11 protein-coding genes and 1 pseudogene are annotated in these 15,037 nt (G+C 41.5%); 2 read left to right on the top strand and 10 right to left on the bottom strand.

The genetic code is table 11. The features are described 5' to 3' along the window. Positions 1-74: 74 nt before the first annotated feature. The 8 genes from DBK98_RS19815 to erm(F) form a co-directional block, all read right to left on the bottom strand. Positions 75-2,069: an ATP-binding protein gene (locus tag DBK98_RS19815; protein ID WP_008645594.1), complete on the bottom strand. Its 1,995-nt coding sequence runs from the start codon at positions 2,067-2,069 to the stop codon at positions 75-77. Positions 2,070-2,071: 2 nt separating this feature from the next. Continuing rightward, the gene (locus tag DBK98_RS19810) at positions 2,072-3,529 is read right to left on the bottom strand and encodes an ATP-binding protein (RefSeq protein WP_008645592.1); all 1,458 of its coding nucleotides are present in this window, start codon (positions 3,527-3,529) and stop codon (positions 2,072-2,074) included. Positions 3,530-3,678: 149 nt separating this feature from the next. Next, a complete protein-coding gene (locus tag DBK98_RS19805; RefSeq protein ID WP_008645591.1) occupies positions 3,679-4,296 on the bottom strand; it encodes an RteC domain-containing protein in 618 nt (205 codons plus the stop codon). A 210-nt stretch (positions 4,297-4,506) separates the two neighbouring features. Further along, entirely contained in the window at positions 4,507-4,920 is a 414-nt protein-coding gene (locus DBK98_RS19800) for a dihydrofolate reductase family protein (protein ID WP_008655868.1), read from the bottom strand. Positions 4,921-5,199: 279 nt separating this feature from the next. Further along, the gene (locus tag DBK98_RS19795) at positions 5,200-6,522 is read right to left on the bottom strand and encodes a sigma-54 dependent transcriptional regulator (protein ID WP_008645588.1); all 1,323 of its coding nucleotides are present in this window, start codon (positions 6,520-6,522) and stop codon (positions 5,200-5,202) included. After that, positions 6,515-8,833, bottom strand: a complete 2,319-nt coding sequence (locus DBK98_RS19790; protein ID WP_128900023.1) for an ATP-binding protein — start codon at positions 8,831-8,833, stop codon at positions 6,515-6,517. The genes DBK98_RS19795 and DBK98_RS19790 overlap by 8 nt, the downstream gene beginning before the upstream one ends. Further along, positions 8,833-10,758, bottom strand: a complete 1,926-nt coding sequence (gene tet, locus DBK98_RS19785) for a tetracycline resistance ribosomal protection protein (RefSeq protein WP_008645586.1) — start codon at positions 10,756-10,758, stop codon at positions 8,833-8,835. The genes DBK98_RS19790 and tet overlap by 1 nt, the downstream gene beginning before the upstream one ends. 286 nt (positions 10,759-11,044) lie before the next feature. Further along, positions 11,045-11,845, bottom strand: coding sequence for a 23S rRNA (adenine(2058)-N(6))-methyltransferase Erm(F) (gene erm(F), locus DBK98_RS19780; protein WP_004295323.1), 801 nt, complete (start codon positions 11,843-11,845; stop codon positions 11,045-11,047). 39 nt (positions 11,846-11,884) lie between these two features. On the opposite strand from erm(F), the gene DBK98_RS19775 reads away from it, so the two are divergent. Further along, positions 11,885-12,865: an IS982-like element IS1187 family transposase gene (locus tag DBK98_RS19775; RefSeq protein ID WP_032536584.1), complete on the top strand. Its 981-nt coding sequence runs from the start codon at positions 11,885-11,887 to the stop codon at positions 12,863-12,865. Between the two features lie 474 nt (positions 12,866-13,339). On the opposite strand, the gene DBK98_RS19770 is transcribed toward DBK98_RS19775, so the two are convergent. Together DBK98_RS19770 and DBK98_RS19765 are read right to left on the bottom strand one after the other, a co-directional pair. Next, positions 13,340-14,197, bottom strand: coding sequence for a GNAT family N-acetyltransferase (locus DBK98_RS19770; RefSeq protein WP_007366527.1), 858 nt, complete (start codon positions 14,195-14,197; stop codon positions 13,340-13,342). An 11-nt stretch (positions 14,198-14,208) separates the two neighbouring features. Beyond that, complete coding sequence (locus DBK98_RS19765; RefSeq protein WP_007366528.1) at positions 14,209-14,586, bottom strand: nuclear transport factor 2 family protein; 378 nt, start codon at positions 14,584-14,586, stop codon at positions 14,209-14,211. Between the two features lie 118 nt (positions 14,587-14,704). Between DBK98_RS19765 and DBK98_RS19760 the strand changes: the two are divergent. After that, positions 14,705-14,983, top strand: a pseudogene (locus DBK98_RS19760) (DUF418 domain-containing protein); the annotation flags it as partial. Positions 14,984-15,037: the final 54 nt, after the last annotated feature.

Raw genomic sequence — 15,037 nt, 5'->3', positions numbered from 1 at the left:
TTACTCCTGCTACAGCTATCTGTGACAGGAGTAATTTGTAATTCTTTATATTGAGCATTATGACTATATTAAGTTCAACTAACCATTGCGGCCGTGTTATTTGAAACTTCATTCATTACCTCATTTAATGATTGGGATTTAGATAAAGTGGCTCTTTCTATTTTGAGCTTATCAAGCAAATATTTCAGCCTACGTTCCACCTCATTTGTTATTTCACTCCATTTTTTTACATAGAGGCTATAATTACTGTCATTTTGGACTAAACCAGTAAGCTTATTTATGACCCTTCGACCTACAATATCATCATAGTCTTGTCCTATCAAAATGAAAGTCCAGAACTCATTAGCATCATTAAAACAATCTTGTTTTAGAATAACATCCATATATTGTTCTAATTGATTTAACTGTTCTGATTTTAATTGTTTTATAGTTGTCGGATTTTTGATTTCCACAACTATATTATGAGGTCTCCCATCCCTAAAATCAGTACCAGTAAGAAATAAATCCATTTCTTTGTATTTATTAGGGTGAGCAATATATTTTTTCTCGCTAACTCCACGCAGAATATAAATGTATTTTCTTAAAGCCTCTTCAAATTTGACCTCTTCCGCACATACCATTCTATATTCTTCGCCAAAAATCCAATAGTGTTTTTCTATGAACGACTGCAAATCACGAACTTCATTGGCTTGTAAAGTATGATTAAAAACAATCTTTTTTAGATTCTCCAGTGTCAGCAATCTGTCTGAAATAAGCTTAATCGTGGAAACGACTTGTTTTAACCTCGTTATTTCTAATATTTTTGCAAATTCTTTCCTATCGTTCGAGTCTAATTCAACAACTGCATCTAAAATCTTAAACAGACTATCGCGCTCACCGCTATCCATCACCAAATTTAGAAGTTCTAAGAAAACTCTTTTTTGTTCTTTGTTCAACTTCATGAAAACAGCAGGTTCTACTTCGTATAGTTCCTTTACGAAGTTTTCCAAACCTTCTCTACGCACTATATCCCAATCTTCAGTACCAAATTTAGGGAAAACATCTTCATTCTTATATTTGGTTACCATAACTTCTGCTTGCTCCTTTAGGAATGGGCGTCTTTTCTTTTTGAGAAACTCATTGAGTTGCGTAATTAGTTCCTTAAATAATTTTCTATCAGCAGAATTATCAAACAATTTAGGTTGAATAGCATTATCGTCTAATTCGTTATCACAATTGATTTCATTGAAGAAATCATCAATCACAATTACAGAATGCCAAAAATTATCTCCTTTTTTATTTAATAATGTCGTTTTGGTAAATTTTAACTCCAAGTCATTATTCAAGAAGTAAAATCGAGAATATTCATCATTCATCTTTACATTCCATCGGATATACTTGCATTGAAAGTTGATGTTATTTTTCTGGTTATGTGATAATATCGGTGATATTGATTCTTGTTCTGCTATTATAGAAGAATAATCTAATTCTTGCCCATTGATGTATATTTGATATTCGGATTTCAATTCTAAAAACCACGCAAATTCAGCCTTTAGATAAGGGATAAGAGTCTTCGTTATAAACAAACTGGAAATATCAGAAGAAATCTCATTAAAAACGACACAAGTACCTGTTGTTGTGTCATCAGATACAAGTGGCTCTGTTGTAGTGTAGTCTTTTAAAGTATCGCTATCAATTCTAATGTCATAAGACATTATTTGTGCATCTTTACTATAGCGTGTTTCCCAATTAGCAAATCTCGCAAATTTATAGAAAGTAAAACGACCATAACCGTTTTTTCCTCTTGTAAATTCAGTATTATTCTCGTTGGCTATTCTCTTTTGAGACTCATAGAATTTTTTGAATTTTATAGGTAATTCTTCATAGCAGATGCCTGTACCATTGTCTGTTATTCTAATATTTTTGATTGTGTCCAATTCTGCATTGTCAATTTCAAAATCAATATTTACAACGGTTGCTTTTGCATCAAATCCATTCCATACATATTCGGCAATAGCTCGCTCTGGAGTATATTTATTCAATATTTTCCTAATGCCAGCAGATGTTATTTCTACAGTTTGCGAGTTCATGACTATTTATTTTTAATTAAATCCAGACCTTTCTCCGTAAGACGGTATTTCTGTCGCGGGTGTTTCGGCTTTTCCGGATAAATCGGTTCTACTAAATCCAACCTTATTGCAGGATACAGATAAAGCTCCAGAAAATTGCTTTTGTCCTTCAATCCTATCATTTCCATAACATCTTTTGTCGATAGTGTCTGATTCCCGATTGCAGACAGAACTTTTCCCACTTGCGGGGTAACTGTCGGGTAACTATCGGGCGACTGTGGGGTGACTGTCGGGTATGACCCGACTGCTTTCCGGGTATAGCGGAAAACGACCCATACGCTGTTTCCGTCCGTGTGAAATTCGGGGTCCGGAATGCCGACACGCCGGCACTCGCTTATCATAAGCCCGATGCCCCGTCCCCAACTTTCCAAGACCTCGCTTTTATACAGCACGTTTGCTATGATTAGATTTTGCGGTTCTGAATTATGCCCGCTTAACAGTTTTTCCATTGTTATATCCGGCGGAAATGTCCCGCTGTTCTCTATTTCCACACGGTCGTCATAGATGGCGATTCCCACCGAACTGCCGGGACGGTGGTACAGGCGGTGGCACAACGCATTTGTGCAGCACTCTCTCAATGCCTTGTACGGGATTTCCAGTTCTTCCTCACGGTACAGCCCTTCTATCTTACCGGAAAGTGACAGATGTTTGAAAAAGAACGCCATTGCAGCATCCAGCAGCGCGTAGATATTCCCAGTGACACGTTGATTGTCTATAAACTCGTCTTTCGTCGTGCCTTTGAAACGCGCCAGACGGAGCAGGCATTGGGGATAATAATAAAAATCATGACCGAACAGCACTGCTGAAGCATTGTTAAGTTTCCCGTCATGCAACAGACTGAATTTTTCGAGAATGGTCGGCAAGTCTTCCCTTATGGTTGCTTCAGGTAAACGACCGCTTCTGATTCCCCCGCGAACAGCACTAATGACGGCATGTTCGTCAAGGTCGGATATTTTAAGGTCAGGATTTGCTATTGCCTCCCAAGCGTATTTCCCGCCCCGCTGTATCAGATATTGGTTATATATCTCCTGCGGCATGATGGATGTCGCGCTTTCCACCCGCAGGTAAGCCCGTCCTTTGTAAGAGAACGGACGCATATATCTTTGTTCTTCCGCAGACAGTGCGATGACACTTTTGCCAGTGTCTGGTATTTCAGTATAAGAAACTTCAACTGTGGCAAACGGCTCGATACGCCGGATCGCGTCCGCTATATCCCGCTTGGTTTTGTCGCTCACGTCTTGTCCGATGATTTTTCCCTTGTCGGTGACACCGAACAATACCGTGCCGCCTTCGCCGTTAAGGAAGGCGCAAAGCGTTTCCATGCCGCGCTCCAACTGTCCGGTGGTTTCCTTGAACTCCACCCGTCCGCATTCTTTTTCGGCTATCAACCGTTTTATTATGTCGAGGTTGTCTATGCTCATATACAATTCTGTAACGTGGGTACAAAGATAGTGCTTTTCGCTGGTTTTCGGGCGAATAGATAACGAAATGTATCTACACAGCAGGACAAAACCTACAAAAAATCAGAGAATGACATAACGTCACCCCCTGATTCATCATTGGTACAGGATTATTTTCTCAAACGTTCCATTTCCTCGTCGCGGAGCATCCTCTCGTTCAGTTTCTCCTGCATCCTGTCAAGGAAGTAAGTGCGGCTTTCGTTTTTCCGGCGTTTGATGTCGATATAGAAACGGTAGCAGTCCTTTGATTCGATACCGAAAATCTTGTAGAGGAGCGGGGCGAGCTGTTTGAGCGGCATGTTGCCGTTGTTGATGCAGCCCATCTCGTTGATGCCGTAGATAAGTTCCACGAGGTCGATGGCGTTGCCCGTCCATTGCAGGGGTGAGGCGGGATTTTCGGTTGTGTTGTCGGAGGATGTACGGATGGGGATTAGTGGTGGCACTTGGGGAGCGGCAAGGAACTTCTGCATCTTCCTCACTAAAGAGAGTGCCTTGCTGATATAGGCTGCAACCTCCCTCTTTTCTTCGGGAAGATTGCGCATGGGATGGTGCTGCAACTCGATTTCGATGTAAGCCAGTGCGATGATGGTGCGGTTGGTGTCCACATTGCCGCTGCATAGCTCGATTACTTGCGTGGCGAAAGCCGTATATGCCGTTTCCATATTGCAGTCCCCGGCTTCGTTTATACGGCGGAAGAACTCGGTTTCCGCCAATAAGAAATAATTCATATCCTGTCAATTTTGAAATTTTACACTCTGTTTTTCGGTATGCGCACATGAATATGATTGGCAAAAAGCGTGTTCATAAAATAAAAAATCCGGCACACTCTCTGCAAGGTGCTGGATTTCAGTGTGATAATTTTGCAATTTATTTGTCTGTCAGGAATTATTTTCGACTTAAAGTGTTCATTTCCTGAACATTCGTCCATTTTCCGGACATCAAACGCACGCTTTATAGATATGGCGGACCACTCCGTTGCGGTACACCTTCTGCGAGGTCAGCGTCCATTGTTCCTGTGGCAAGGCGGACTGGAAGAAACGCTTTCCCGTTCCGGCAATGAAAGGAAGCGTATAAAGTATGATTTCATCCACCACACGCATACGTAACAGCCCATTGATGTAGTCCGCCTTTTCAGGAGTGACTTCCGCCAGATAGCAGATGTCTGTTGCGGATTTCCGCCATTCGTCGAGCATAGAGATGGAATAGTCGGGTGTGATATGATAAAGGGCGTTTTCCCTTATCTCGTTGATACCGCAATCTTCAAGGCGCAGTTCCTTATACGCTTTGCAATATAACTCGGAGCTTTGACAACCGTCCATCGTGAGGACGGCAAGAATCTGTACTTTACCCATTAGCGTTTCCTTTCGTTGGGCAAGGGCAAAAAAGTAGCGTGCAATCCACGCTATCACTAATGGAGGCTCTGGAATGCCCTTAACAGGAATAGGTGAATGCACGCTATGCGTAGGCATAGCATAAGCAATCACGCAATAGTTCCTGTTAATGTTAATTTTCCAGATTCCCATTAGGACGCCTTGCGGTCTTATGTTATATATAGGCGGCAAAAGGCTCTGCCAATCGCCGTTACCTTCTGATATGTCATGCAAAGATAGCCATTTTCAGCGAATTGCGGGCTATGGTTGCTCAAATTTATACTTCAATCCATATTCTTCCAGTTTATTATAGAGTGTTGTCCTGCCTATTCCAAGCAATTCGGCAGCGACCTTCCGGTTCCCGTCAGCCTGCTTCAAAGCACGCAGAATCCGCTCTTTATCTTCCTCGTCGTTGCGTAGGGAGAAGCCGGTAACAGAGGTTGTTTCGGTTATCCCAAGTTCCAGATGCTCTTTTGTGACAAGTCCCGTCTGAGCCTGCAACACCGCACCCATGATTTTCTGTCGAAGTTCGCGCACGTTGCCCGGCCATGAATGGGTCAGCAACGCTTTCCGTGCTTCGGAACTGAAACCGCTAACCTTGCACTCCAATTCCTTATTGGCAATCTCACGGAAGAACTCCGCCAGCGGCATGATGTCCTCCTGACAGTCACGTAAGGGCAGAACGGTTATTTCAAAGTCATGTAGGCGGTATAACAAATCCTGCCGGAAACGCTTTTCATTGACCGCCTTTTCCAGATTCTCGTTGGTGGCGGCGATGATGCGGACGTTGAAACTGCGGTCGGACTTGTCGCCAACGGGACGGAACCGCCGTTCCTGTATGGCACGGAGTAACATCTGTTGAGTTTCTGGTGCGAGATTACCCACTTCGTCTAAAAACAATGTGCCGCCTTCCGCCTCGTGGAAATAGCCTTTCTTTGTGTTTTCAGCACCAGTGAACGCTCCTTTGACGTGTCCGAAGAACGCCGATGGTGCAAGCTCTTTGGTGAGTGAGCCGCAGTCCACCGCCACGAAAGGCTTGCCTGAACGCTTGCTTTTATCGTGCAGTAGATGGGCAATATGCTCTTTGCCAGTACCGTTCTCCCCGAATATCAGTACGCTCATGTCGGTAGGAGCTACCAGCCTTATCCGGTGCATGATTTTCTGAAAGGCTGAACCGTCACGGGCAAATACGGGCATGCGGCTTCGCCCGATATTCCGCTCTTTCAGTATGGTGCGGAGCAAAGGCACGAGTTTGTCCTCCACGAGTTGCTTGGGTATGTAGTCCAGCGAACCGAGTTTCATGCTTTCAACCGCCGTATGTACTTCGGCATAGTCGGTCATGATGATGAACGGCTGCGTCATGCCTTCTTTGCGCATCCAGCGCAATAGGTCGATGCCGTCACCGTCAGGCAAACGCAAATCAGAAACTACTATATCATTGTCAGTGGCTTGTTGCAGAAGTTTCTTCGCTGTCGAGAGGTGGAAAGCCTGCACGGTACGGAATTTCTCCCGTGCCAGCAGGTTGCAGACAAACTCGCAATATACGATGTTGTCCTCCACCACGATGATTTTTGTTTTATCCATTTTCGTATTTTCTCCTTTCTTCTTTTGCCAGCCGGATTATCTCCGAACCCTTATCCAATACGGCAGTCACGGCGTTGTTCAATGCTTCATAATCGGGAACGGCACTCCCATGAAGCTGTTTATAAAGTTCCCTTAATGGTTGGTCGGCACGCAGTATCTCCCACGAACTATGTAGGTGGTGTGTCAGGGCGTCCAGTTCTTGAAAGTCTTTCCGTTGTTCCGCATCCCTGACCGACTGCATTTCCTTTTCGGTTTCCGCTATCAGTTTATCCAACATGACGGATTCATTGCCGTAAGACAGTAGGGAGGAGAAATCAGGCTTTTCATTTTGTTTACCTTTCATGGCGCACTTGTCGGAAACTTCCATCAGCTCCGATATGGAAAACGGCTTGAGAAGGCAATCGGAAAATCCACGTTCTAAAAGTTCCTCTCTGTTGCAACTGCCCGAAGCGGTTGTTACAATAATCGGAATGATCCTTGAATTGCCCACATTGGAGGTGCGTAGCAGTTCCAACAGCTCGAAGCCGTTTATATCCGGCATATTCAAATCGGTCAGAAGCAGACTGTATTCTTTCCGGCGTATCATTTCCATCAGTTCCGCAACATCGCTGCAAGTGTCGCAATGTATCCCTTCTTGTGCATACATTTCTTTCAGCATTAGGAGAAGTACCTTGTCATTGTCGATGGCAACAATATCATGGAGTGTTCGGTTATGATGAATCTGTGTTTTATTTATCCGTTCCGGCAATTCCTCGGCTGACTGCATGGGTATCTCCACCGTGAAACGGCTGCCCTTGCCTTTCTCGCTCTTCAGCTGGATTGTGCCGCCGAGCATTGTCACAATGCGCTGAACAATGGAAAGACCTAATCCGAAGCCGTCCTTTGCGGCAGCGTTTGACAAACGTTCAAACGCACCGAACACACGTTGCTGTTCCTCTTCGGTCATACCCGAACCCGTATCTTTGACGATAAGTTTCAGCATACCGTTATCATACCCCATTGTCAGAGAAACGGCACCGTTCTCAGTGAACTTGATGGCGTTTGACAGCAGGTTATTTCCAATTTGTAGAATGCGTTCCTTATCGGTCAGTACAACAGCATCCGTGTGATTCGTCACAGTAAGAGCAAGTCCCTTGTTTATGGCAATTGGCATAAACTCTGATTCGAGCGTATGCGCTATTGATGAAATCCTACACGTGGAGAAATTAGGCTGTTCCTTGCCGTCGTCCAGCCGGAAGAAACTCAGAAGAGTATTAAGCATTTCACGCATACGGTCGGAGGATTGCTGAATATTTCGGATATACATCCCGGTTTTATCCGCATTGAAGTTTTTTTGTATCAGTCCGGCATAGCCCGTTATTGCAGTCAGCGGTGTGCGTAATTCATGGGTAATGGTATGTACGGCTTTCTTGCGGGAGGTTATCAGTGCCTCGTTTCGCTTTGCCATTTGTTGCAGTCGCTCGATTAAATCTGCGGTTTCCTGTTTATATCGCTTGATGCGGTTGGCATTTCGGTGTATGATGATATATGATATGACCAGTAGCAGTATAACGAACCCTGTCAAGCCCCCAATCTGAATGAACGACCGTTCCCGCATGGCTGTTATCTCGGCTTCCCGCTTTTGTAGGTCAGTTTGTACTTTCCCGTCTATTTGAACAACCAGTCCTTGCAGTTGCCTGTTAAGTTCCGCATTTCGTGCGGCAAGGCTATCGGCATGAACCGATAAGCGGCGGCTTTGTGCCTGTTGTTCGGTTCTCATATTCCGGTTAAAGGAACGGTGCATCGTGGTAGTCACAGTTGGTTTCGCTTCTTCCTTTTTGCCGAAGATGCCCAAGAAACCTTTGCGCTTGGACTTCTTGGGCTGTTCCTGTACACTCTTCTGCACGATTACAGGTACTTGACTGGTTATCTTATCGTTGATGGCTTGTTGTTGTTCAAGTATTTGAACGATTTGGCACATCTGCCGTTCCTTATCTTCGAGAAGATGGCGTACGCTGTCTATACGCTCTGCCGGATAGGTAGCTTTGAAACGGCAGAGCATACTATCCATTGCCATACGCTGTGCATGGTAATGTTCGATATCTTTATCGTTCCATTCCAGTATTGTTTCACCAAATAGAGAAAATTTTATCATTTGAATATTGATATTGTTTATCTCTTTTCGGAACTCGTCTATTTTTTTATTGTCAAGTTCTAATGCTTCTATCTCCTGCCATTCATAGAAGCTATTATATGCTATACATCCGATAAGAACGGAGATAAGTATATACCCCAACCGTATTGTCTTATAGAAATTCCTGGATCGTTCCATTATTTTGATGATACTGATTTTTCAAACATGAATAAAAGTTTATCCTTTTCTTCCATACGGGTATTATCAGAATAACCGCCTTTTGTTATTTGATACCCACACGGCTTAACCATAAAAGTGCCTAAGCCTTTAGTGTATGAACTTACTTCTGAAGCATAGTCTTTACTTGTATTTAATGGAACTTTCCCTTCAATAAGACACCACTCTTTATTACAACTGATACCTTTAATCTCAGACATCATTTTTTGCAGATCTGTAATAGCTTTGGAACTTGCTACTTGTGGTATCTGTAACTCAAAATAGAGCATCGGTTCGAGAATATCCACTCCTGATTGTTGCAAAGCCAACCTGAAGACATAAGGAGACAATTGTCTAAAATCGGCAGGGGTACTTATCGGACTATAATAAAGGGCATAAGTAAAGGTTACTTTCAAATCCGTCACTTCCCATCCATGCAATCCCGATTGGCAAGACATACGGATTCCTTCAAAAACGGCATTTTGAAAAGAATGGTTCAGATAACCAAAGGAGATTTCACTTTCGATTTGCACCCCTGACCCTATCGGTAAAGGTTCCAGAGTCAGTCCTATTGAGGCCCAGTAAGGGTTGGGAGGGACTTCGATATGGATAATCTTATTCACCTTCTTTTTAGGTCGTTCTTTGTAGATAGTCTTGATTTCATCAAAATGGGTCTTTACGGAGAATCGTTCTTCCAGCAATGTTTGTATGATTTCTTTTTGGGTTAAACCATATAACGAGATTTCCAATTCATCACTATATGAATTTATGGAAAAGGACAGAGACGGGTCTTCAATAAACAATACATTTAGAGCGGATATCAACTTGCTTCTCTCTTCGGGCTTGTCTGGTCGGACAGAAGATTTGAGGGCGGGATGCTGATGAGATAATCCTTGAATCAGACAAGGTTTAACACCTAAATAATCTCCGATTCTTAATTCTTCTATATCTTCTATAATTGCGATATCATTAGCAACCACTTCATCAACATTTATCTCTTTGCCCTGATAAATGGTTTTTAGATTTTTAATCTTGATGAATTTTTCCGAATCATTGACTTTTATAACGGTTCGAAGTCTCAGACTTCCGTCAATAATTTTTAGAAAACTTCTTTTATGCCCTTTGGGGGCATGTTCTATTTTATAAAGATAAGCTGAAAGTCTATTTGGGACTGATGCCGGAGGAAATATAAAAGAAATGATGGCGTCTAACAACTCATTGATGCCAATATTGCACATTGCTGATCCATGCAAGACCGGATAGGCTTTGGCTTTTGCCACAAGAGCGATTATCGCATTCCAATAATCTGCCGGTAAGATTTCTTTATCCGCCAAATATAGTTCTAATATATCGTCGTCATGGTTGCATACAAATTCTTTGTGTTCTGCCCTTATATCTGTTGAGGTGCAAATCGGGTAAACTACTCCATCGACAACCGTTTGCATAAACAAGACGTCTTGCGACAGATTTGTTTTTATGTCCAGATATAAACGCTCAAGATTTACGCCGGCACGATCAATCTTATTGATAAATATAATTGTCGGGATTTGCAGTTTTTGCAAAGTCTTGAACAGCAACTTTGTTTGTGCTTGTATGCCTTCCTTTGCCGATAATATGAGGACTGCTCCATCAAGCATTTTGAATGTCCGCTCCACCTCTGCAATAAAATCCATGTGTCCCGGAGTGTCAATGATATTGCATTTCACACCATTCCAAACAATAGATGTCGTAGAAGCCCGAATAGTAATTCCTCTACGTTTTTCTATATCCATAGAGTCTGTTATGGTGTCACCTTTATCAACACTGCCGCGCTTTTCCGTTGCTCCGCAGGCAAATAGCAGATTTTCGGTTACGGAAGTTTTTCCTGCATCAATGTGAGCAAGAATTCCTAAATTTATAATGTTCATTTGATTAAGCAATAATATACTACAATAGATGCATTGCCGAAACGCACCTTTTAATACCTCCTCGTAGCATGTGGAAAACTACAGGATTCTTAACTCGTATTAATATGTATATTATTACTGCCGCATAATTGAACGCAAATTTACGAAAAAAAAGTTCCCTGACAAAAGCACAAAGAACTTTTTTAATCTATACGTATTTTTATTTGGTATTATTAATTTGTTATGCGGCAGCTTAAAAGACGACACCAAACCAGAAAAATCATCTTGACAACCACCCGACTTTGAACTACGAAGGATGAAATTTTTCAGGGACAACTTCCAGCATTTCCAAAAAACAGTTTACCCATTGACTTGGAGACAAACAAACAATTTGAGCATTAAGGTTTAAACCGAATTTTTCCGAAATTGACCTGACCTGACTTTTCCTGAAAATCGACTTTAAAGCTGTTTTTACAGATAAATCAGGTTTCTCTAACAGACAGGAAATAAATGCTAAGTATTTGGCTTTAAACTTAAAATCAAAAAATAACTGTTTTCTTTTAATGTTTAACAGGGCTGATTTGACAGTTGGCGGTGGAAAGAAACTTTCAGGACCTACCTCATAGACAAGTTTCAAATCAAAAAAAGTATGATAGAAAACGGTATATGGATTGTAAAGCTTCCTCGAAAATAACTTTTGTGTAGGTTCTAACTGAAGGACAATGGAACCTCCCAGAAAATTTCCAAGACTCTCAAACATCAGGATTTTGAAAATATCGGAAGTAATGCCATAAGGAATATTTGACACCACTTTGAAAGGAAATTTCGGAACTGCAAAATTCCTAAAATCACAACCGACAACTTGAACATTTCGGGCATCAGAAAATAATTTTCGTAAATGTTCAACCAAAGCTGTGTCGTTTTCAATAGCAACAACATTGTTGGCGATTTTTAATAAATGAACAGTAAGAAACCCCTTGCCTGCCCCAATATCTAAAACCGTATCCTGATTACTTATATTTGCTTGTCTTATTGCATCTTTTATTAGCACTTTATCAATAGTAAAGTGCTGACCCGTAAAACGAACGGGCAATTTCTTTTTTGTCATTAGTAAACCCGTTGGCGGAATTAATTTAAGTTGATAAATATGAGTAAAAAGTTGTACATGTCGCTGATTTTTAGTAACTTAGTGGTGATTAAAACATTAAGTTCAAACCATCGTATGTACAACCTTTATGCAAAATTCGTCAAAATACTTGAGATATGCAAGCAATTCTCTGAAAATCTCGTCAATGATTCGGGTAATGTTCCACGTCGTGGTCCTGTTCCCAAGTTTTCGGATTTGGAAGTGGTGGCGCTATCCCTGACGGCAGAGACCGAGAGCATTGATAGTGAGAAGTGGTTGTTCGACTATAAATTGCAAGAATACAAGGACAGCATTCCCAATCTCATATCAAGGAGACAGTTCAATGACCGCAGGAAGAAAACGTCAGGCCTGTGTGAGGAACTGCGCAAGCGGATTGCCATGGAAATGGATGGCGGAGAGGAACAATTCTTTGTTGACTCCAAGCCGATAGAGGTCTGTAGGGTTGCAAGAGGAAAACGTTGCAAGATGGGGCGTGCCGGCAATTTCTCGCAAGCTCCCGACTTCGGCTTCTGTGCTTCGCAGAACACGTATTATTTTGGTTATAAGTTACACGCTCTCTGTGGGTTAAGTGGAGTTATCCATTCCTATGATCTGTCAAAGGCAAGTGTGGCTGACCTCCATTATATGAAGGATGTAAAACATACTTATCACGACTGTAGCATCTATGGTGACAAAGGGTATATTGGAGCTGACGTACAGCTTGACTTGTTCGAAACCGCACACATAAGACTGGAGTGTCCGTATCGGCTCAACCAAAAGGATTGGAAACCGACATTCATTCCGTTTGCAAAGGCAAGAAAGAGGATTGAGACAATATTCTCACAACTTACAGACCAGTTCTTGGTCATCAGGAACTACGCGAAAATAACGAATGGTTTGTTTGCCAGAATCATTGGCAAAATTAGTGCACTTACCATTCTGCAATACGTAAACTTCATTAACGACAAGCCCATTGGCAGAATTAAGTATGCACTAAATTAATTCCGCCAACAGGTTTAGTAACTTCTTACAGGTGAATACTTGAATTCAAATCGTGGAGAAGTGAATAGACAGTATTACCCGACAGAGCAACTATGACAACGTAACGCCTTTACAAAAAAGTCGGTACACGAAACCCATAGACTAATTGTCTTGACCTAAAAGAGATTGGAATTTTCAGGACTGCCTATCACTTAGATAGAAGTCCAAGGTCTGCTGAAATACATAATTCAAAAATTGAAATTGCTTGACTGCAAATTTAGTAACTTTGCTTGACAAATTAACGAGAAAGAAGAGAAAATGAAAACCGACCGCATAACATCACCTATACGCAAGCAGGGCTTTCGTGCTTCGTAGGACAGTTAAGTGGTAAATTTAAAGTTCAGTTCTTCGTAGGAAGTTCAGTGGTTAAAATCCCTGCCTGCGTATAGCTGAGAACCGTTATTTGATGATGAGGGCTATTCATATAAATGTAGGTTAAATTTTTCTGACCATTTCAAACTGTTGTCCTTTTGGGGTAAGTCCTAATGATGACAAGAAACCAGTGACTGATTCACAATCGCAATCAACATTAGTAAATTTGAGTACATCGCTTTGAAAATGACTGACAGCACTTTTAAGCAAGGACTTACCTATTCCTTTACGCCGGTAATCTTTTGCAACTGCGAGGGATGAAATATCGCCTGATGCCGGTTCAAAGATAACAAATCCGACAAGTTCTTCTCTTTCATAAGCTCCCAATATGTCCAAATTGTCGATTCCGCGTTCCAGTGAAGCCCTGTCATTTTGCCATGAAGGATGAAAATCGAACCAGGCCGTTTGGTTAAGGCAGTTTTTTAAATCCGATGGGAGTATGCGACATGCGGTATGGTTTACTTGCAATACAGGAACAATATCGCTCAGTTTGGCAGAGTAGTAGTTGAAATTTCTCTGTGTTTCAAAGCCTAATTTGCGATATATTTTTATTGCTTTGTGATTGTGTTGCAAAACTTCCAGTACATATTGCCGAACTCCTTGTTGATATATCAATTCGAGGCTGAAAGTGAATATTTTTTGGGTTAGGTGTAATCCCCGGAATGAAGGTACGGTTCCCGTCCCTGTGTCATAGGCCGTCAAGATGTTGTTGTACATGCCTGTTCCGTTAAACACAAAAGAAATCAGCCGTCCTTCGAAAAATGCTCCGAAAGATAGTTGTGGATTGTATCCTCGTCGGTCGAGCATGCGTCGCAATTCATCCGCATTCAAAGAGAAATCATAATCTTTGAATGCGGATGAGAATGCCGCATACAAATCTTTGAAAGAAACGGACTCTAAAGAATGAATGATGATTCCCATATCGGACGGTGTTATGTGTTTGGATTTTTATCACTATTCTCTACGGTTAAACCGTGCTGTTTGAGAAAGCTGAGCTTATCCCAATAACCTCTTTGGAAAACGATTTTATCGTTTTGCACATGGAAGAATCCGCATCCTCGCAACCCGAGCGGATCTTTCCATTCCATGATAGCCCATTCTCCATCCTCGAATATATGCTCAACAATACAAACCATTTTTGAGGTTGCAAATTCATTTACAAACATTTTATGGATAGCTGTTTTTCCTATAACCGGGGTGTTTGCGACTTGATGGTTTATGGCATCCTGAGCGTATAAGTTTGCCAAAGCGACTGCATCGGCGGCGTTGAAGCAGTCAATCCATTCTTGTAGTATCTCTTTTGGCGTCATATTTTTCGTATCTTTTATTCTTTAATATTTAATTGTTGCTTTTTCCTCTATAAGTTAGAATTAGACATTTTTTCTAATTCCTTTTGAAATGATCATCAAAAACAAAATTAGTATTTTTTTCTGTTTTACTGATGATTCTGTAGAAATATTCTCGTTCATATTATTGTGTCATAAGGAACGTGTCAAAAAAGCGGTTTCCACATTACAGCTTTATGGTAAAATGAGTTTAACCAACTACATAACGCAATCTGTTGTCGGTACTGTTATCTATTTCCCATTCGTATTCTATTTAGCCCCTTATTGTGGGTATGCAGCAAGTTATCTTATCGAATTCACTCTCTTTGGGAGTCAAATATGGTTGTGCAAATGGTGGCTGACAAAACATAAACAAGGTTAGTTGGAATGTTTTTGGTATAATGTTTATAAACATAAATCAAGAAAGAATAAATAA

The organism is Bacteroides sp. PHL 2737 (assembly GCF_004115325.2).
In the GTDB taxonomy this organism is placed as follows: Bacteria; Bacteroidota; Bacteroidia; order Bacteroidales; family Bacteroidaceae; genus Bacteroides; species Bacteroides hominis.
This window is presented reverse-complemented; position numbering and strand designations above follow the sequence as displayed.